General features: G+C 49.4%; 15 protein-coding genes. 8 read left to right on the top strand and 7 right to left on the bottom strand.

Going from position 1 to position 19,021, the window contains the following annotated elements; translation table 11 throughout:
- The first annotated feature begins 19 nt into the window (after positions 1-19).
- Both MTO69_RS11370 and MTO69_RS11365 read left to right on the top strand, forming a co-directional pair.
- Positions 20-937: an ABC transporter ATP-binding protein gene (locus tag MTO69_RS11370; protein WP_248329331.1), complete on the top strand. Its 918-nt coding sequence runs from the start codon at positions 20-22 to the stop codon at positions 935-937.
- 1 nt (position 938) lies between these two features.
- Positions 939-1,709: an ABC transporter permease gene (locus tag MTO69_RS11365; protein WP_248329329.1), complete on the top strand. Its 771-nt coding sequence runs from the start codon at positions 939-941 to the stop codon at positions 1,707-1,709.
- A 64-nt stretch (positions 1,710-1,773) separates the two neighbouring features.
- Here the strand turns inward: MTO69_RS11365 and panC are convergent, their stop codons facing one another.
- The 7 genes from panC to sfsA all read right to left on the bottom strand — a co-directional run bounded on the left by panC (position 1,774) and on the right by sfsA (position 7,690).
- The gene (gene panC, locus MTO69_RS11360) at positions 1,774-2,676 is read right to left on the bottom strand and encodes a pantoate--beta-alanine ligase (RefSeq protein WP_248329327.1); all 903 of its coding nucleotides are present in this window, start codon (positions 2,674-2,676) and stop codon (positions 1,774-1,776) included.
- An 11-nt stretch (positions 2,677-2,687) separates the two neighbouring features.
- Positions 2,688-3,482 (bottom strand): 3-methyl-2-oxobutanoate hydroxymethyltransferase, encoded by a 795-nt coding sequence (gene panB, locus MTO69_RS11355; RefSeq protein WP_248329325.1) that lies wholly within the window; start codon positions 3,480-3,482, stop codon positions 2,688-2,690.
- Between the two features lie 22 nt (positions 3,483-3,504).
- Positions 3,505-3,990 (bottom strand): 2-amino-4-hydroxy-6-hydroxymethyldihydropteridine diphosphokinase, encoded by a 486-nt coding sequence (folK, locus tag MTO69_RS11350; protein ID WP_248329323.1) that lies wholly within the window; start codon positions 3,988-3,990, stop codon positions 3,505-3,507.
- Positions 3,987-5,354 carry a polynucleotide adenylyltransferase PcnB gene (pcnB, locus tag MTO69_RS11345; protein WP_248329321.1) on the bottom strand — a complete coding sequence of 456 codons (1,368 nt, stop codon included), beginning with the start codon at positions 5,352-5,354 and terminating at the stop codon, positions 3,987-3,989. Before pcnB ends, folK begins: the two co-directional genes overlap by 4 nt.
- Positions 5,355-5,435: 81 nt before the next feature.
- On the bottom strand, positions 5,436-6,326 hold the full coding sequence (gene gluQRS, locus MTO69_RS11340) for a tRNA glutamyl-Q(34) synthetase GluQRS (RefSeq protein ID WP_248329319.1): 891 nt from the start codon (positions 6,324-6,326) through the stop codon (positions 5,436-5,438).
- Between the two features lie 71 nt (positions 6,327-6,397).
- Complete coding sequence (gene dksA / locus MTO69_RS11335) at positions 6,398-6,844, bottom strand: RNA polymerase-binding protein DksA (protein WP_248329317.1); 447 nt, start codon at positions 6,842-6,844, stop codon at positions 6,398-6,400.
- Between the two features lie 138 nt (positions 6,845-6,982).
- Positions 6,983-7,690 (bottom strand): DNA/RNA nuclease SfsA, encoded by a 708-nt coding sequence (gene sfsA, locus MTO69_RS11330; protein ID WP_248329315.1) that lies wholly within the window; start codon positions 7,688-7,690, stop codon positions 6,983-6,985.
- Between the two features lie 62 nt (positions 7,691-7,752).
- Here sfsA and hrpB point away from each other — a divergent pair, with 62 nt between their 5' ends.
- From hrpB to glnK, 6 genes are all read left to right on the top strand, one after another.
- Entirely contained in the window at positions 7,753-10,206 is a 2,454-nt protein-coding gene (gene hrpB, locus MTO69_RS11325) for an ATP-dependent helicase HrpB (protein ID WP_248329313.1), read from the top strand.
- On the top strand, positions 10,203-12,578 hold the full coding sequence (gene mrcB / locus MTO69_RS11320; protein WP_248329311.1) for a penicillin-binding protein 1B: 2,376 nt from the start codon (positions 10,203-10,205) through the stop codon (positions 12,576-12,578). The genes hrpB and mrcB overlap by 4 nt, the downstream gene beginning before the upstream one ends.
- Before the next feature lie 94 nt (positions 12,579-12,672).
- Positions 12,673-14,949, top strand: coding sequence for a patatin-like phospholipase family protein (locus MTO69_RS11315; protein ID WP_248334466.1), 2,277 nt, complete (start codon positions 12,673-12,675; stop codon positions 14,947-14,949).
- Between the two features lie 298 nt (positions 14,950-15,247).
- On the top strand, positions 15,248-17,836 hold the full coding sequence (acnB, locus tag MTO69_RS11310) for a bifunctional aconitate hydratase 2/2-methylisocitrate dehydratase (protein ID WP_248329309.1): 2,589 nt from the start codon (positions 15,248-15,250) through the stop codon (positions 17,834-17,836).
- Between the two features lie 284 nt (positions 17,837-18,120).
- The gene (locus tag MTO69_RS11305; protein ID WP_248329307.1) at positions 18,121-18,492 is read left to right on the top strand and encodes a YacL family protein; all 372 of its coding nucleotides are present in this window, start codon (positions 18,121-18,123) and stop codon (positions 18,490-18,492) included.
- Between the two features lie 189 nt (positions 18,493-18,681).
- On the top strand, positions 18,682-19,020 hold the full coding sequence (gene glnK / locus MTO69_RS11300) for a P-II family nitrogen regulator (protein ID WP_038137591.1): 339 nt from the start codon (positions 18,682-18,684) through the stop codon (positions 19,018-19,020).
- Position 19,021: the final 1 nt, after the last annotated feature.

Below are 19,021 nucleotides of genomic sequence, written 5' to 3'. Positions count from 1 at the left end.
GGAGCAATGGCAAGAATCTATGTATGCGTTAGAAATTGAACAGCTAAGAAAAACCTATGCAGGTGGCTTTGAAGCGTTGAAGGGCATCAGTCTCAATGTGGAAAAAGGGGACTTTTACGCGCTACTTGGCCCTAATGGTGCCGGTAAATCGACCACGATCGGCGTGATCTCATCACTGGTCAACAAGACCTCGGGGAGAGTGAAAGTATTTGGCTATGACATTGATAGCGATCTTGAACTCGCCAAGCAAAATTTAGGATTGGTGCCGCAAGAGTTTAACTTCAATCAGTTTGAGACAGTGGAGCAAATTGTCTTACAGCAAGCAGGCTATTATGGCGTGCCGAAAGCTATCGCTAAAGAGAGAGCAAAAAAGTACTTAACTAAGCTCGATCTGTGGCAAAAGCGTGATGAACGTTCGCGCAATCTATCGGGAGGCATGAAGCGCCGTTTGATGATTGCTCGTGCACTTATGCACGAACCACAATTGCTGATCCTCGATGAGCCGACTGCTGGGGTCGATATCGAATTGCGCCGCTCAATGTGGGCGTTTCTAAAAGAGATTAACTCTGAACTGGGCATCACGATCATTCTCACCACCCATTATCTTGAAGAAGCGGAAATGCTGTGTCGCAATATCGGCATTATCAATAAAGGCGAGCTGATCGAAAACACCACGATGAAGAGCCTACTCAGTAAGCTGCAAGTAGAAACCTTTATCCTCGATTTGGAAGAGGGCGCGCCAGAGCCCAAGCTCGATGGTGTGATTAAACAGCAATTGGTTTCGGGCTCGCTTGAAATCGAGATTGAGAAAACCCGGGGGCTGAACGATATTTTTGCTCAGTTGTCTGCGCAAGGCATCAAGGTGCTATCGATGCGTAATAAAGCCAACCGCCTTGAAGAGTTGTTTGTCAGTATTGTTCGTGAAGGGGATAAATAATATGTATCGTCTCTATTGGGTTGCGTTTCGCAGCTTGCTAGGCAAAGAGATCAATCGCTTCACCCGTATTTGGGTGCAAACTTTGGTGCCACCAGCGATCACTATGACGCTTTACTTCATTATCTTTGGCAACTTGATTGGATCTCGCATCGGCCAGATGAACGGTTTCAGCTACATGGAGTATATTGTGCCAGGCCTGATCATGATGTCGGTGATCACTAACTCTTACTCGAATGTGGCTTCGTCGTTTTTTAGTGCCAAGTTACAGAAGAACATCGAAGAGTTACTGGTTGCGCCGGTCCCTAATTACGTGATTATCGCGGGTTATGTGATGGGCGGTGTGACCCGTGGTTTATTGGTGGGTGCAATCGTCACTTGTGTTTCTTTGTTATTCGTTGATCTTCAGGTTGAACATTGGGGCATCATTGTCGCCACCGTCTTTATGACCTCGGTGGTGTTTGCTCTGGGTGGGTTGATCAACGCTGTGTACGCTAAAACCTTTGATGATATCTCAATCATTCCGACATTCGTGTTAACGCCACTGACTTATTTGGGTGGGGTATTCTACTCGATCAGTCTGTTGCCCGAGTTTTGGCAAGGGGTGTCGAAAATCAATCCGATTGTCTACATGGTGAACGCGTTTCGATATGGTTTCTTGGGAGTGTCGGACGTGGGAATCGTTACTTCATTTGGCGTGCTGAGTGTGTTTGTTGTTGCTTTGTATGCAGTCGCCCATTACTTAGTAACCAAAGGGATAGGTCTCAGAAGTTAATCTTTTACTCTCGCTGTAAACAAAAGGCTTGGTGTATTGCACCAAGCCTTTTTGTTTTTCGACGTTATTCTGCGTTTGCTGACTGCGCGGAATGAGGGTCTTCATCCTTGCTATCAATCACCAAGTCCACCACTTGGTTATCTATCAGTCGAGCTTTGCCCAAGAAGGCCGACATTAAGATCACTGCCTGAGTCGTTTCTGCGGTGATCGCATGCAGCGTTCGTGCATCGCGAATAAAGATTTCATCCGGCTGTAACCCGGCCGCTCGCAGTTGGTCACTGGCATCTTCAATGACAGAGGCATAGTCATCGCGACCGCCGCGGATGGCGCTGCTGATCCAGCGCATCGTGCGAGCCAGAACTGGCGCACGTTGGCGCTCATCGAGTGTGAGCAGACCGTTGCGTGAGCTCATGGCGAGGCCGTCCATTTCGCGTACGGTTGCCACACCGATGATCTCAATGTCCATCGCTAAGTCTTCGACCATTTTGCGGATCACAGCAAGTTGTTGGAAGTCTTTCTCGCCAAAGCAGGCCACGTCAGGCTGCACGATATTAAACAGTTTGGTGACCACAGTGGCGACGCCGCGGAAATGGCCAGGGCGAGAAGCGCCCTCTAACATACTGGATAGGCCAGGCACTTCAACTGAGGTTTGGTTCTCGACACCTTGCGGATAGATGATCTCTGGCGTAGGGGTAAAGACCAGCTCAACCGCTTCAGCGCTCAGCTTGCTCAGATCGTCTTCTAACGTACGCGGGTAGTTATTCAGATCGTCAGCACGATCAAACTGCATTGGATTGACAAAGATGCTCACCACCACGATGTCTGCGTGTTCACGCGCTTTGCGAACTAAGGTTAGATGGCCTTCGTGCAAATTACCCATGGTAGGGACAAATGCAATCCTGCGCCCTTCACGTTTGTATTGTTTGATTTGCTCGCGAAGCGCAGCAATTTCAGCAAAAGTTTGCATAGCTGTGATCCTTAAGCAATGGTGTGGGCGTCGTCTGGGAACGCACCGCTCTCAACGTCTTGCTTGTATTTCGCCACCGCTTGACGCATGTCACCGGTTTCAGCAAGGAAGTTCTTTGAAAACTTAGGCATGTAGTTCGCGGCGATACCAAACATATCGTGCATCACCAAAATTTGTCCATCAGTGACATTACCCGCGCCAATGCCAATCACCGGCACATCACACACTTCAGTGATGCGCGCTGCAAGGTCTTTTGGTACGCACTCAAGCAGCACAACTTGCGCGCCTGCTTCTTGTAGCGCTAAGGCGTCGCGCACCATACGGTCAGCTTTATCTTGCTCACGGCCTTGCACCTTAAAGCCGCCGAAAATGTTGACTGACTGCGGGGTAAGACCAAGGTGGGCACACACTGGGACCGCGCGCTCTGTCAGCATTTTCACTGTGTCGACTAACCAATCGCCACCTTCAATTTTTACCATGTTTGCCCCTGCGCGCATTAGCTTTGCGGCATTTTCGCAAGCTTGCTCTGGCGTGGCATAGCTCATAAACGGCATGTCGGCCATCAGTAGGCAGTTTGGGCTACCGGCGCGGACACAGCGAGTATGATAGGCGATGTCATCTACCGTCACGGGCAGTGTGTCACGTGTGCCTTGTAGCACCATGCCTAGTGAGTCACCGACAAGCAGGACAGGCATCTCTTGGCTTTCAAACAACTGTGCGAAGCTCGCATCATAGGCCGTAGAAGTGGCAAACTTACGACCTTCTTGCTTCCAAGTCATCAGGTCATTGATGGTAATTTTTTTCATGATTTATCCTTACAGGAGTTGGCTATGATTGCCAAATACGCAGACCGTTTTGCTCGACGACTTTGAGTAAGTCTTCCAGTCTGGTCCCACATGGGAGGGTTAAATTTGGTGCGATCTCAGCAAGCGGGTAGAGCACAAATTCGCGCTCTTTCATTCCATAGTGAGGAACGGTCAGTCGCTCGGAATCCATCACCTCATTGCCATAAAGAAGGATATCGAGATCTAGGGTTCTTGGGCCCCAACGCTCTTCCTTACGGACACGCCCTTGCTCTAGTTCAATCGCTTGGGTGCAATCAAGTAGTTCAAGTGGCGTTAATTCTGTGTTGATCTCAACCACGGCGTTAATGTAGTCGGGTTGGTTTTGTGGCCCCATCGGCGTGCTGCTATAGAGTGACGAAGGACAAACGAACTGCGATTTAGGCAGGGTTTTGAGCGCTTCGATAGCGGCATTGGCTTGTGCTACTGGCGAGCTGAGGTTGCTCCCAACAGCAATGAACACACGCATCATGATGACGCCTTTGGCTTTTTCTTACGACTGCTCTTGCGGCGGCGCTGTCTTGGCTGACCTTCACTGCTGGCATCGAGATCGGCCACCATCGCCTGGCGCATATTGCGTCCGGCATTTTGGAACGTTTGCCACCATTTCGCTAGCAGTTGCGTATCGCCTTGTTCAATCTCTCCACGCATTTCTAAGAAATCGAACCCTGCACGGAACTTGTTGAGCTCCATTAGGCGGAAAGCGCGTTTACCGCTGCGGCGTGGCAGACGCAATTGCAGCTGCCAAATTTCACGAATAGTCGCGGTATGGCGGCGCGGGATAGCGATGGTGCGCACTTGCTCATCAAGTACGTAGTTGCTCGCTTCCATAATGGCGTCGTAATAAGAGAGTTTACGCTTTTCCATCAATAATTGAGCGCGCTCTTGCAGTGGATACCACAACATCGCGGCGAACATAAAGGCTGGGTTGATGCGTTTGCCCTCTTCGATGCGCTGATCAGTCGAGTCGAGGACCAAATCTAACATCTGTTCAGTAGGCGAAGAGTAGTCGTCAGTAAAGTATTCCGCGATGGTTGGGAATAACTGCTGGAACAAGTTGTACTCACGCATAAGATGATAGGTCTCGAGCCCATGCCCGGATTGGAGCATTTTGAGCGACTCTTCATACAAGCGCGCGGCAGGGATATCTTGCAGCAAGGTTGCCAGCTCTTCGATCGGCGCAGCTGTGTCTTCTTCGATATCGAAATCCAGTTTCACCGCAAAACGGATCGCGCGTAGCATGCGCACTGGGTCTTCACGATAACGCGTCGCTGGATCGCCAATTAAGCGGATAAGCTTGTCTTCTAAATCTTCGATACCACGAGCGTAGTCGTGGATAGAGTAGTCGCCGATATTGTAATACATGGCGTTGACGGTAAAGTCGCGGCGTTCGGCGTCTTCATCTATGGTGCCATAGACATTGTCACGCAATAACATGCCTTCTTTCGACTGTTGCGCGACGTTTTTACTCGGCTCTTGATGGTGTCCGCGGAACGTAGCTACTTCGATAATGTCGCGGCCAAACATAATGTGCGCAAGGCGGAATCGGCGCCCAATCAATCGGCAGTTTTTAAACAACTGGCGAATCTGTTCCGGGGTAGCATTGGTCGCGATATCGAAATCTTTTGGCTGCTGGCCGAGGAGCAGGTCGCGCACTCCACCCCCAACAAGATAGGCATCAAAGCCTGCACCATGAAGACGGTATAGCACCTTCAATGCATTATCACTGATCTGTTTGCGCGAGATGTTATGCTCTTGGCGAGTAATAATATTTAAAGCGAGTTCGGAAAACACGGTCGCCTCGCTTGCTGTATCGTCGATTTTGTTCATGTGCATCTGGCAATCGCTGGTTAAGCCAACGCTGCTCTAATTAAAATTTTTAGGCCCATTCGGGGCGAATTTGCGGCTAATGATAGCTTACGGCGAGCAGTTTGAGAATATTGGTGTTATTTCAGTGACATCGGGCAGTTGAGAAAGGTGCCAATGTGCAATGCCCCATTCAATTAACTCGGCTACCGATAACTCGCTAATTTCTTTATCAATATCAAACCCTAAGAATGTCATTGCATCCAGCAATGCCGGCTTTGGATTGTGATTATCGACCGCCGGGGCGTGGTTCTGTTTGGACAACTTTTGACCATTGATATCCAGAGCCAGCGGCAGGTGCAAGTAGCGTACAGGGCGGATGCCGAGCATTTTATACAAGCTGATTTGTCTGCCAGTGGGCTCGATGAGGTCAGCGCCGCGCACGACTTCAGTGACCCCTTGGTCGATATCATCCAATACTACCGCGAGATTATAGGCAAACAAGCCATCACGGCGTTTGATAATAAAATCTTCATCGGCGAGCTGCTGTGGGATTGAGAGCGTTCCGTGTTTTTGGTCTTGAAACTGATAAACCGGCTCGGTCATTTTCAATCGAATCGCACAGGGTTGCTCGTTGCTTAGCCCAAGCTCACGACAGGTACCGCGGTAAAAGCCGCCCAGTGCCTTGATCTGTTTGCGCGTGCACTGACAGTAGTAGGCTTGACCTGAATCTAACCAATTATCAATTTGCTGTTGATACAAGCTGTGGCGCTGGCTTTGATACACCACCTCGCCATCCCAAAACAGATGATACGCCTCTAAGGTTTTTAAGATCAAATCACTGGCGCCAGGCATTTCTCTGGGCGGATCAAGATCTTCAATGCGTACGAGCCACTTGCCATGATGAGATTTGGCTTGAAAATAGCTACCGAGTGCAGCCACTAAAGATCCGAAATGCAGTGGACCTGATGGAGAGGGGGCAAAGCGACCAATATAACTCATAGTGTTTTACGTTGCGGTATAAACCAAAAAGGGAGCGATAGCTCCCTTCAATAGTCATGACAAAGGTTAAATTACCCTTGCATCTGCTTTTCTTTGATTTCAGCCAGTGTTTTACAGTCGATACACAGGTCTGCAGTTGGACGCGCTTCTAGGCGACGGATGCCAATTTCGATACCACAAGATTCACAGAAACCAAAATCGTCTTCTTCGATTTTATTTAGCGTTTTTTCAATCTTTTTGATTAGACGACGCTCACGGTCACGGTTGCGTAGTTCTAAGCTAAACTCTTCCTCTTGAGAAGCACGGTCAACGGGATCGGGAAAGTTTGCTGCTTCGTCCTGCATGTGATGCACAGTGCGGTCAACTTCTTCCCTGAGCTGGTTGCGCCAAGCCGATAGAATTTTTGTAAAATGAGCCAGTTGCTCAGGTGACATGTACTCTTCACCCGCTTTCTCTTGATATGGCTCAACCCCTGCAATGGCTAGGATGCCTAGCGCTTTTTTCTTTGATTCTGGCATGCAGCATCTCCTACTAACACCTAGTCAACTGCGCTCGCAGTTATTTTAAGGCGGGTATCTATAGCAAAAAGAATCAATGGAGGCAAATACTAGACAGTAAACTTATTGTCAATGTGAAGGTCACATCATTTTTAGTCGCTATTGACTGAATTTGAGTGACTTGACCAGTTTTATCTCATTGCTTGAAAGCTGTGCCTTGTAGCACAGGACTTCCACCCCTTGTTCTTGTGCATCTTTAAGTAATTGTGAGTATTTCGCGTCTATATGGAGTGCCGGAGACACTTTTTCAATCCCTGAATGTAAAACAGTGAATAAAAGTACCGCTCTGCTTCCAGATTGCGCCATTTCGGTTAGCTCGCGCAGATGCTTTTGACCACGAGTGGTGACGGCATCTGGAAAGTAACCTTGTCCTTGTTCATCCAATAAGGTGACGCTTTTCACCTCTATATAGCACGTTGGTTTATTTTGTGATTTGAGCAAGATATCAATCCGACTATTTTCATTGCCATATTTCACTTCGGTGAGCAACTGATCATAACCTTGCAACTCGGAAATCACGCCGTTTTGTATCGCCTCTACCGCGAGGGTGTTGGCTCGGGCAGTATTGACGCAGATTCGGTGTCCTTGCTTGGTTTCTGTGAGCTCCCAACTATTGGGGTACTTGCGTTTAGGATTATCCGAGGTTGAGAACCAAACGGTATCACCGGGTTCGGCGCACCCAGTCATCGCGCCGGTGTTGGCACAATGAATGGTACGTTGGCTGCCATCGCCTAACGTTATATCGGCTAAAAATCGTTTGTAGCGCTGAATGAGAGTGGCGGGCGCCAAAGGCGGCTGGAACTTCATTTGGGACTCATTACTGTTTTTATGTACAATAGTTAGCAACATTACACCACAAGGTTTCTCCATTGTCACAACTGCCTATTGAAGGCGTGATGCCCGCGCTTATTTCGGGTGTCCGTCACTGTTCGCAACTGATCCTCAAAGCAGCGCCTGGTGCTGGCAAATCGACCTATTTCCCTTTACAACTTCTGCAGCAGCAAGTCGTGAGTGGAAAAATTGTGATGCTGGAGCCGAGACGGCTGGCTGCAAAAAACATTGCGCGTTACCTTGCCAAGCAATTAGGTGAGCCAGTCGGCGCACGAGTCGGTTATCGGGTGCGAGGTGAGCAACGTGTCAGTAGCAACACCCAACTAGAGATCGTCACCGAGGGCATCTTGACCCGAATGCTGCAATCTGACCCAGAGTTAAATGGTGTGGATATGGTGATTTTCGACGAATTTCATGAACGCAGCATTCACGCTGATACCGCTCTTGCATTCTGTCTCGAAGTGCAAGAGGCATTGCGCGATGATCTCAAGCTGGTTGTGATGTCGGCAACCTTAGATCAAGCTGCACTTGCTGCATTGATGCCTGAAGCAGAGTATGTGGAGTCTGAAGGGCGCAGTTATCCGGTTGAGTTTCGTTATGCGCCTCTAGGCGCCCATCAACGCCTTGAAGAGCAGATGGCGAAACAGATCCTCACTCTGATTGCTAATGAGTCAGGTTCACTATTGGCCTTCTTGCCGGGTGTGACGGCGATTAAGCGGGTGATGGAACGTCTTCGTGGCTTACCGGCGGATATCGAGGTTTTTCCCCTATATGGACAGTTAGAATTTAGCGCGCAGCAGGCGGCGATTCTACCCGCAGAAAAAGGCAAGCGTAAAATCGTGCTCGCGACCAATATTGCTGAAACCTCTTTGACCATTGAAGGGATTCGGCTGGTGGTTGATTCTGGGTATGAGAGAGTGGCGAGATTTGATTTGAAAAATGGCGTGACTAGCCTGGAGCAAGTCCGTATCGCTCAATCTTCGGCAGAGCAGAGAGCGGGACGTGCGGGACGAACTGAGCCGGGGCTGTGTGTGCGTCTTTACAGTCAAAGCCAGCTCGCTCAGCAGCCTGTCACTGCGCAACCTGAAATCTTGCACAGCGATCTCTCTCACCTTTGCATGGAGCTTGCGCAGTGGGGTGCTCAGCAGGTGAGCGATCTGCGCTGGTTAGATGTGCCCAATGCGACCGCGGTTAGTCAAGCGCGCGGGTTGCTGGTAACGCTAGGTTTGCTTGATGAGCAAGGCAAACTGACCCCTGAGGGACAACGGGCGGCTAAACTCGGGGTAGAGCCGCGTATGTCCGCGATGATGGTGATGGCCAAAGACGCGCTCCCCACCGCCGCCGCGGTCGCTGCCTTGCTGGAAGAGCCAGAAAAAGGCGTGGTGAACTTTCTCGATAGCGTGCAGCGCTTTACCCAAGGTCAGCATAATCAGCAACAGCGCGTTTTGGCTCGAAGCAAAAGCTTGGCGAATCGTTTGGGTGGCGACTTTGCGCTGCCAGCGCTGGATACCGCTATGGTCGCTCCCTTGTTAGCGATGGCGTTTCCAGATCGAATTGCTCAGGCTCGCGTTAATCAACTTGGACGCTTTGTGTTGGCCAACGGGCATGGCGCCGAAATGCAAGACACAGAAAGGCTTGCGGCCTGTGACTATTTGGTGGTGTTGGATCTGATGCGCACTCAATCTGACTCATCGATAATCTTTACTGCGGTGGAGCTAGAGTTGGATGCGGCTGAGCATCAACTGCCTGGGCTATTTGCTGATGTTGAATGTGTCGATTGGGATGAGAGCAAAGGTCGCTTAGTGGCCGAGAAACAGGTCAAACTCGGCCGCTTAATTATCCGTCGTCAGGCTCTTCCTGAGCCGCCTCGCGAAAAAATGACGCAAGCTTTACTTAACTATATTCGTCGCAAAGGGCTTTCAGTATTACATTGGAGCGATAAAAGTCTCGAGCTGTTGCAGCGTTTACGTTGCGCGGCAGATTGGCTACCGGAGCAGGATTGGCCGCCGCTCAGTGACCAAGCGCTGTTAGATCAGTTGCAACAATGGCTCGAACCTTATCTCAATGGTATTCATTCGGTGAAGGGATTGGCTCAGGTTGACTTGCATGCTGCGTTGCTCGCCTATCTTGGCTGGCCACTAAACCAGCAAGTTGATGAGTGGTTACCAACCCACTACCAAGTACCGACCGGCAGCAGTAAAAAAATTCGCTATCAGCAAGGCCAAGATCCGGTGTTGTCGGTGCGAATGCAAGAGATGTTTGGCCAACAGAGCTCGCCTTGCATTGCGCTCGGACGTAAAGCTTTGGTGCTGGAGTTGCTCTCTCCAGCGCAAAGGCCTTTGCAAGTGACACGTGATTTAGCCAGTTTCTGGGCTGGCGCGTATCAACAAGTGCAAAAAGAGATGAAAGGGCGCTACCCAAAACACGTTTGGCCCGATTATCCTGCGACGCACGTTGCCACAACAAAAACAAAACGACAGTTGAATTCATGACTAAGAAAAACACCAGCACATCCGGTAAGTCGAAAACCACCACAACCAGAAAAAAAACCGCGGCAAAACGCACTGTTAAATCAGCGCAGCGCAAACCGCGCAAGCCTGAGAAACGCAGTTGGCTGAAAACGCTATGGGGGATAGGTTGGAAGTCGGCGTTGGCTATGTTTGCCTTAATGGTCGTGGTCGGTATCTACCTCGATAGCGTGGTCAAGCAGCGTTTTGACGGGCAACTGTTCGACTTGCCGACGGTGGTATATGCACGAATTTTGAATCTTGCGCCGGGCGATACTATTACCTTGCAAGAGGTGCGCAACGAACTGGATGTACTCAACTACCGTAAGGTGCGACAGCCTCGTTATCCGGGTGAATATTCGTCTTCATCGAGCAAGATAGAGCTGATGCGTCGCCCGTTTGAGTTCAGTGATGGGCCTGAACCCGATCGTCATGTGATGTTGCATTTTTCCTCATCGGGCTTGGAGCGTATTGAGTCGTTAGAGAAATCCGCTGATCTTGGCTATTTGCGTATCGAGCCGAAAATGCTCGGTATGCTGGAGAAGGACCAAGATCAACAGCGGCTGTTTTTGCGTCGCGACCAGTTTCCTGAGGTGATGGTCGATGCCCTGTTGGTTACTGAAGATCGCCAATTTTATCAACATGATGGCGTTTCGCCGTTGGCGATTGCGCGCGCGATGGTGGCTAACGTTAAGGCTGGACGCACCGTACAAGGTGGCAGCACTTTAACTCAGCAGTTAGCGAAAAATCTGTTTTTGTCTAGCGACCGAACCTTATGGCGCAAGATTCGTGAAGCCTATATTGCTCTCATCTTAGACTATCGCTACAGCAAAGATCGCATTCTAGAAGCCTATTTGAATGAAGTGTATCTTGGTCAAAGTCGCGGACAGGCGATCCATGGTTTTGGTCTCGCGTCGCGTTTTTATTTTGGCCAACCGATTCAAGAGCTGCGTATCGATCAACTGGCCCTGCTGGTGGGTATGGTGAAAGGGCCGTCGTACTACAATCCAGTGCGCTTCCCTGAGCGAGCCAAGCAGCGTCGTGATTTGGTACTGCGATTGATGATGGAGCAAGACATCTTGACCGCACATCAGTTTGATATGGCCGCCAGTCGCGATCTGGACGTTCAAGATAGCCCGCGTATTGCCAGTCGTCAGCCTGCCTATTTTCAGCAGTTAAGTATTGAACTGAAACAGAAAGTCGGTGCTGCATTTCAGTCAGACTCTGGTCTTCGCGTGTTTACCTCTCTCGATCCGGTGTCACAGCAACAGCTTGAGCGGGCGATAGCGACAAAAATCCCTCAACTAGCAGCCAAAGCGGGTCAATCACTTGAGGGCGCCGCGGTAGCGGTCGATCGTCATAGTGGTGAAATTCGCGCTATGGTTGGCGGTAAACGCACCGGATATGACGGTTTTAACCGTGCTTTGAATGCCAGTCGCCAAATCGGCTCGTTAGCTAAACCTGCGGTGTATTTGACCGCGTTACAACAGCCACAGAAATACAACCTTGCCACAACCTTGCATGACAAACCGATCAGTTTAAAAGGCAGCAAAGGCAATGTTTGGTCGCCGCGTAACTATGATCGGCAATTTCGTGGTGATGTGCCGCTCTATATCGCGTTGGCAAAATCGCTCAATGTGCCAACCGTCGAGCTGGGCATGCAAGTTGGCATCGATAATGTGGTGCAAACCCTAGAGCGACTTGGCGTGGACAAAAACGAGATTCGTCCTGTTCCCTCGATGTTTTTGGGCTCGTTCACTTTGACGCCTTTTCAGGTTGCGCAGATGTACCAAACACTGACCAATTCTGGTAAACGCGCCGAGTTATCGGCGCTGCGTTCGGTTATCGACCTTGAGGGGAATGTGCTTTACCAGTCGCTGCCTAAAGTCTCGCAAACCATTGATCAGCAAGCCGCTTGGTTAACCACTTATGCTATGAAGCGCGGTGTGATGGAAGGGACGGGGCGTTATCTTAATCAACAGTTTGCATGGGCGGCGCTCGCCGGCAAAACCGGGACCAGTAATGATACGCGCGACAGCTGGTTTGTCGGCGTGGATGGACGCGAGGTGACCACCATTTGGCTTGGACGCGATGACAACAAGCCGACCAAACTGACCGGCGCCAGCGGTGCACTGCGTGTCTACGCTGATTATCTACAACATCGGATTCCGGAGAAGCTGGTTTTGCCGTGGCCGCAAGGGGTGCGAACTATCGGTTTTGCTGCTAGCGCGCAGGGTGGGCTCGATGTTGATTGTAGCAATGACTTCACCTTGCCAGTGTGGGACATCAATCATTCCTTCAAGCAGCAGTGTGACAATCAGCCTAAGCAGTGGTTGAAGAAACTATTCAGTTGGTAGTGGTATTGTTTTGAATATTAGTGCTTTACCCAGACAAACTCTGGCATTATAAACAGCTAATCGACTTGCAAAAGGAACGTGTATTGTGAAAAAAATGGCCATATTGCTGTTAAGCATTCTCGCCAGCAGTGTTATCCACGCTGCGACTTTGAGCGATACGCAAGTTGAACCAAGGCCCAAAGTGGCATTGGTATTGGCCGGCGGTGGGGCTAAAGGCGCTGCCCATATTGGGGTACTAAAAGCGCTCGAAGAGTTGAGAGTGCCGGTTGATATTATTACCGGGACCAGTATGGGCGCTTACGTCGGTGGTTTGTACGCAACGGGCATGAGTGCGAGTGAAATCGAATCATTTATTGAGACTGTCGACTGGAATAGCGGTTACCGTGACCGGGTTGACCGAAGCCAACGTAAAGTCCAAGACAAAGAGTATGAGGATCGCTATCAACTGACTGCGGATCTTGGTTTCGGGCTCAACGGCGTGAGAGGTAAACGCGGTATCGTTCAAGGCCAAGGCATGCTGACCTTGTTGCGTGAAACCACCGGCAACCTGCCTCCATTCGACTCTTTCGACGATTTGGTTATACCATATCGTGCGGTCGCTACAGACATTATTCACCTTGAGCCAGTTGTGCTCGATAACGGTTATTTGATTGACGCTATGATGGCGAGTATGTCGGTTCCGGGAGCCTTGCCTCCATATCAACTCGGTGAGCGTATGTTGGTCGATGGTGGTGTGACCAATAACATGCCGGTCGATGTCGCCCTTGCGATGGGCGCTGATGTTGTGATAGCGGTTGATATTAGTACCGAGTACAAAAACGCTGAGGACTTTACCAATCTGTTCACCGTCGCCGATCAGTTGTCTAATTATTTAGTTCGCAGTACCACCAATAACCAGGCTAAATTGTTGACTGAAGAGGACATTTTCTTACGTCCTGAAGTGGGGAGTATGGAAACCACCGAGTTTGACAAAATGCCTCAGGCGTTTGCTACCGGCTATCAAACCGCGATGGACAATAAAGACCAGCTTTCCCAGTTGCAAATGAGCATGGCGGACTACCAAACATATATCGATGCCAAAGAGGATGCGCGTCGTAAACTTCGTTATGGTGATGAGATTCCGATCGAACGGCTTATCATTAACAACCACAGCCACTATTCACAGAAATTACTGGAAAAAAGACTAGGTCTGGTCGCTGGCCAGCAGTACTCACTCGAGCAAGTGGAACAGAGCGTGCAAAACCTCTACGCGCTCGACCGTTTTGAGTTAGTGACTTATCGCTATGATGTGATTGAAGGTCAAGATACGCTTGTTGTTGATGTCAACGAGAAGTCTTGGGGGCCTAACTATCTCAACTTTCGTTTTTTTCTTGAAGATGACTTTACGACAGACAGTCAATACTCGATAGGCGCATCGGCCAATTTTACCAACCTCAACAGCCATGGGGCTGAGTTACGAACCAATGTTGAGATTGGCACCGATAAGCTAGTTCAAGCCGAGTTCTATACGCCGTTTTTCTCTAGTCAAAAAACCTTTACCACACTCGATCTGCACTACAGTAAAGAGCGACGCAATGCGCCGATCAATGGCTTTGATGACACCAGTTTAAGTGCTGCGCGAGACTATATCCCGATTACCTACAGTGAATGGGTCGCTGAATGGGCGCTAGGATACCAAGATACGCTGTGGCGTCGTTTTAAAACCGGGTTACGTTATACCGATGGCGATGGGCAATTTTCAACCTTACCGAGCCTAGGTGACGTCCAGTTTCGTCGTTTTGGCGCTTTTGCTAACTATCGTATTGATACATTAGATAACTTTAGTTTTCCGCGTCGTGGTTTCTATCTCGACCTTGAGTACCTAGTGACTCATGATGAAAGTGTCGGTGATACCGACCTTATTGAACAGAGCGACCAAGACACTTCTTATGAGTTGGGCGCTAAAGTGATCGCGGCTACGACCTTTTCACGCCATACTTTGGTCGCAAATGTCGATGCCGGCTTGGTAACCAGCAAAAACTCGTCTGTGCCGATCAACCCGAAAGAAATCGGTGGGTTCCAACATCTGTCTGGCATTCCACGCAATAGTTTGGTCGGCCAGAACAAAGTCTTTGGTAGTCTCGTCTATCGTTACCGCTGGTTTGACAATGACTTTGGCTTATTCACCTCGCCTTTTTATGTCGGTGCATCGCTGGAATATGGCGGCGTGTGGTCTGACCCCGATATTGCCCTACATGATGCACCGCTTTATGCAGCGGGTTCACTGTTTGCTGGGGTTGATTCGCCGATAGGTCCAATCATGCTCGGCTATGGTCGTACTGAACACAATTATGCCTCGTTTTATTTGATTATCGGCACCACGTTCAAGTAAACATGGTTAACATTTTGCTTGTTGCTAAGCGAGACTAACAGGAGAAATGACGGAAATTAGCGAACAAAATCATAGAACTTTAGTCTTAAGTTGCTATGTTGGTCAAAGTGATGAGATTTTAATTTAAGGTTAAATTTGCTATTCTACCGCCCACAGTTTGGCCTCTCTGGCACTGTTTCTCAGTCAGCATTGAATGAAAAATATGGCATGGAGAGCCAAGTTTCCAAGGATGTTCACTCCCTTATTTTCTGAATAACTAAGTAATAAAAGGGAGGAACCGCAATGAGAGGAAAAAGTCGTGCTTGAAGCCTATCGTAAACACGTCGAAGAGCGTGCTGCTGAAGGAGTTGTACCAAAACCACTAGACGCTGAGCAAACCGCTGGCCTAGTTGAACTTCTTAAAAATCCCCCTCAAGGTGAAGAAGCGTTTATTCTTGACCTACTCGAGAACCGTATCCCACCAGGTGTTGATGAAGCCGCATACGTTAAAGCAGGTTTTCTTACTGCGGTTGCTAAAGGTGAAGTGACATCGCCACTGGTTAGCCGTGAAAAAGCAGCGCAACTGCTTGGTACTATGCAAGGTGGTTACAACATCGCGCCATTGGTTGAACTGCTTGATGACGCTGAACTCGCCCCTATCTCTGTTAAAGCCCTATCTCATACACTGTTGATGTTTGATGCTTTCTACGATGTTGAAGAGAAAGCCAAAGCCGGTAATAGCTACGCCCAGCAAGTGTTGCAATCATGGGCGGATGCCGAGTGGTTTACGGCTAAAGAGAAAGTCGCGGAAAAAATTACCGTTAAAGTCTTCAAAGTGACCGGTGAAACCAACACCGATGACCTGTCGCCTGCTCCTGATGCGTGGTCTCGCCCTGATATTCCAGTGCATGCGAAAGCGATGCTAAAAATGGAACGTGACGGCATTAATCCAGATCAGCCAGGTAGTGTTGGTCCGATTACTCAAATCGAAGAGTTGCAAAAAGACGGCATTCCGCTTGCCTATGTTGGCGATGTTGTCGGTACGGGTTCTTCTCGTAAATCTGCGACTAACTCAGTGCTATGGTTCATGGGTGAAGATATCCCTTATGTGCCTAACAAGCGCACTGGCGGTATCTGTCTAGGTGGTAAGATCGCGCCTATCTTCTACAACACAATGGAAGATTCAGGTGCGCTGCCTATCGAGCTGGATGTACAAAAAATGAATATGGGTGATGTGATTGATATTTACCCATATGAAGGTGTGGTGCGTAAAGATGGCGAAGTCATCTCTACCTTTGAATTGAGCAAAGTGCTGCTAGATGAAGTACGCGCTGGTGGTCGTATCCCATTGATCATCGGTCGTGGTTTAACCAGCCGCGCTCGCACCTCACTCGGTCTTGAAGAGACAGATCTATTTGCTAAGCCTGTTGATCCTACAGCATCAACAAAAGGTTACACCCTAGCGCAGAAGATGGTCGGTAAAGCCTGTGGTGTTGAAGGCGTTCGTGCAGGTCAATACTGCGAACCGAAAATGACCACTGTCGGCTCTCAAGATACTACCGGTCCGATGACGCGTGATGAGCTGAAAGACCTTGCTTGTCTTGGCTTCTCTGCCGACCTAGTGATGCAATCTTTCTGTCACACCTCTGCTTATCCAAAACCTGTTGACGTGAATACTCACCACACGCTACCGGATTTCATTATGAACCGTGGCGGTGTATCGCTTCGCCCAGGTGACGGCGTGATTCACTCATGGCTAAACCGTATGCTGCTTCCTGATACCGTCGGTACCGGTGGCGACTCGCATACTCGTTTCCCTCTGGGTATTTCATTCCCAGCAGGCTCGGGCCTAGTCGCATTCGCTGCAGCAACGGGCGTTATGCCTCTGGATATGCCTGAGTCCATTTTGGTGCGCTTTAAAGGTGAAATGCAGCCTGGTATCACCCTACGTGATTTGGTCCATGCAATCCCTTATTACGCAATCCAACAAGGTCTACTGACGGTTGAGAAAGCGGGCAAAATCAACGAATTCTCTGGTCGTGTGCTAGAGATTGAAGGGGTTGAGCACCTCACTGTTGAGCAGGCATTCGAACTGTCTGACGCTTCTGCTGAGCGCAGTGCGGCAGGTTGTACGGTTAAGCTGTCTCAAGAGTCTGTTGAAGAGTATCTAAACTCGAACATCACTATGCTTAAGTGGATGATTTCAGAGGGTTACGGTGACCGCCGTACTATCGAGCGTCGTATTACTGCGATGCAAGAGTGGCTCGCTAACCCTGAGTTGATGGAAGCGGACGCGGATGCGGAATACGCGCACATCATAGAGATCGACCTAGCTGAAATCAACGAACCAATCTTGTGTGCGCCAAACGACCCAGACGACGCTCGTTTGCTGTCTGAAGTTCAGGGCACTCAAATCGATGAAGTGTTTATCGGCTCTTGTATGACCAACATTGGTCACTTCCGCGCAGCCGGTAAGCTGCTTGAAAAATGGGGTGGTTCGCTGGATACTCGTCTTTGGGTGGCGCCGCCAACGAAGATGGACCGTGACCAGCTAACTGAAGAAGGTTACTACGGTATTTACGGCCGCGCTGGGGTACGCATTGAAACGCCAGGATGTTCATTGTGTATGGGTAACCAAGCACGTGTTGCCGATAAAGCGACGGTAATGTCTACGTCAACACGTAACTTCCCGAACCGTCTGGGTACCGGTGCTAATGTTTACCTATCGTCAGCCGAACTTGCGGCAGTCGGTGCCATTCTTGGTAAGATTCCGACTAAGGAAGAGTACCTAGCGTACATGGACCAAATTGATGCAACGGCAGCCGATACCTACCGTTACCTCAACTTCCATCGTATGGATCAGTACACTAAGAAAGCCGATCAAGTGATTTTCCAAGAGCCAGCGTAAAGCAAGCCTGAAAAACGATTAGTCTGATAAGCGCCCACCAATCGGTGGGCGCTTTTTTTCGTCCTTCGAGCGATGGGCAGTAGTGGATAGCGCCTTAAGTCTTCATTGCGTTGACAGGACTTGTCCCTGAACAGAGATAATCTTCTCGCCACTCGCCACTCGCCACTCGCCACTCGCCACTCGCCACTCGCCACTCGCCACTCGCCACTCGCCACTCGCCACTCGCCACTCGTTTCTGTATACTGCCGCGCGGTTGAATTCGGTGTATATGATAGAGGTGCCCGATGGAATTTGAATTTATTCGTAATACCTTAATGGGCGAATACTACGTGAAGTCCAGTATGGGGCATGAAATTGTCGCTCGATGGTTACAAGAAGAAATCAGTAAAGATTGGCAAAAAATCGAACAAGTAGAGCGCCTCATTCAGGACGCTCGCCGCAATCCTCAACAGGAACACGTGTTAGAGGGGGCAGAAATATCGCTGAATATTCAAGAAGATGAAGTCATTGTTCAAGAGAATGTTCTGGCCCATGGACAGGAAATGGACCCCGACAGCGAGTTTGATTTTTATGACAGCGAAAGCACAGCAAGCTGTGGCATTGAAGACTTTGAGGCCTTAATCGAGCAATGGAAAACCTTCCTGACTAGCCGCTAATGCACTCCAATGGTGAGTGATGACAAGTTTGCCTTAAAATTGTGAGCAGGGCGCACCTAAATGGTGCGCCTTGTTTGTTAATAGGCATGACAAAAACCACATTTATAATATAAAACAATAACTTAAAAACTTGGCACGCCACTTGGATTACTTATTGTCAAAAAGGATGACAGCTTCAGAGAGGATGCAATGAAACTTATAAATGCGATTATCAAACCGTTCAAATTAGATGATGTACGCGAGGCGTTGGCCGATGTCGGTATCGAAGGGATGACAGTGTCAGAGGTCAAAGGTTTTGGCCGTCAGAAAGGTCATACCGAGCTTTATCGTGGTGCAGAGTACCAAGTCGACTTTCTACCGAAAGTAAAACTGGAGATTGCAACGCAAGCCGAAAACGTCGACCGAGTTATCGAAGCGATTTCAAAGGCCGCACACACTGGCAAAATCGGTGACGGCAAAATTTTCGTTTACGACTTGAGTCAAGCGGTACGTATCCGTACTGGTGAAATGGACGCTGAAGCGCTTTAAG

Origin of the sequence: Vibrio sinaloensis (assembly GCF_023195835.1) — a bacterium.
Lineage (GTDB): Bacteria > Pseudomonadota > Gammaproteobacteria > Enterobacterales > Vibrionaceae > Vibrio > Vibrio sinaloensis_C.
Note: the sequence above shows the minus strand (reverse complement) of the source record. Positions and strands in the feature narration are given on the sequence as shown.

What these genes read in the sequence shown, in the direction of transcription:
- mrcB (WP_248329311.1), top strand. Translation starts at nt 10,203, where the DNA reads ATGACTAAGAAAAACACCAGCACATCCGGTAAGTCGAAAACCACCACA.
- sfsA (WP_248329315.1), bottom strand. Translation starts at nt 7,690, where the DNA reads ATGAAGTTCCAGCCGCCTTTGGCGCCCGCCACTCTCATTCAGCGCTAC.
- pcnB (WP_248329321.1), bottom strand. Translation starts at nt 5,354, where the DNA reads ATGCACATGAACAAAATCGACGATACAGCAAGCGAGGCGACCGTGTTT.
- panB (WP_248329325.1), bottom strand. Translation starts at nt 3,482, where the DNA reads ATGAAAAAAATTACCATCAATGACCTGATGACTTGGAAGCAAGAAGGT.
- MTO69_RS11305 (WP_248329307.1), top strand. Translation starts at nt 18,121, where the DNA reads ATGGAATTTGAATTTATTCGTAATACCTTAATGGGCGAATACTACGTG.
- MTO69_RS11370 (WP_248329331.1), top strand. Translation starts at nt 20, where the DNA reads ATGTATGCGTTAGAAATTGAACAGCTAAGAAAAACCTATGCAGGTGGC.
- glnK (WP_038137591.1), top strand. Translation starts at nt 18,682, where the DNA reads ATGAAACTTATAAATGCGATTATCAAACCGTTCAAATTAGATGATGTA.
- panC (WP_248329327.1), bottom strand. Translation starts at nt 2,676, where the DNA reads ATGCAAACTTTTGCTGAAATTGCTGCGCTTCGCGAGCAAATCAAACAA.
- gluQRS (WP_248329319.1), bottom strand. Translation starts at nt 6,326, where the DNA reads ATGAGTTATATTGGTCGCTTTGCCCCCTCTCCATCAGGTCCACTGCAT.
- dksA (WP_248329317.1), bottom strand. Translation starts at nt 6,844, where the DNA reads ATGCCAGAATCAAAGAAAAAAGCGCTAGGCATCCTAGCCATTGCAGGG.
- folK (WP_248329323.1), bottom strand. Translation starts at nt 3,990, where the DNA reads ATGATGCGTGTGTTCATTGCTGTTGGGAGCAACCTCAGCTCGCCAGTA.
- MTO69_RS11315 (WP_248334466.1), top strand. Translation starts at nt 12,673, where the DNA reads ATGGCCATATTGCTGTTAAGCATTCTCGCCAGCAGTGTTATCCACGCT.
- MTO69_RS11365 (WP_248329329.1), top strand. Translation starts at nt 939, where the DNA reads ATGTATCGTCTCTATTGGGTTGCGTTTCGCAGCTTGCTAGGCAAAGAG.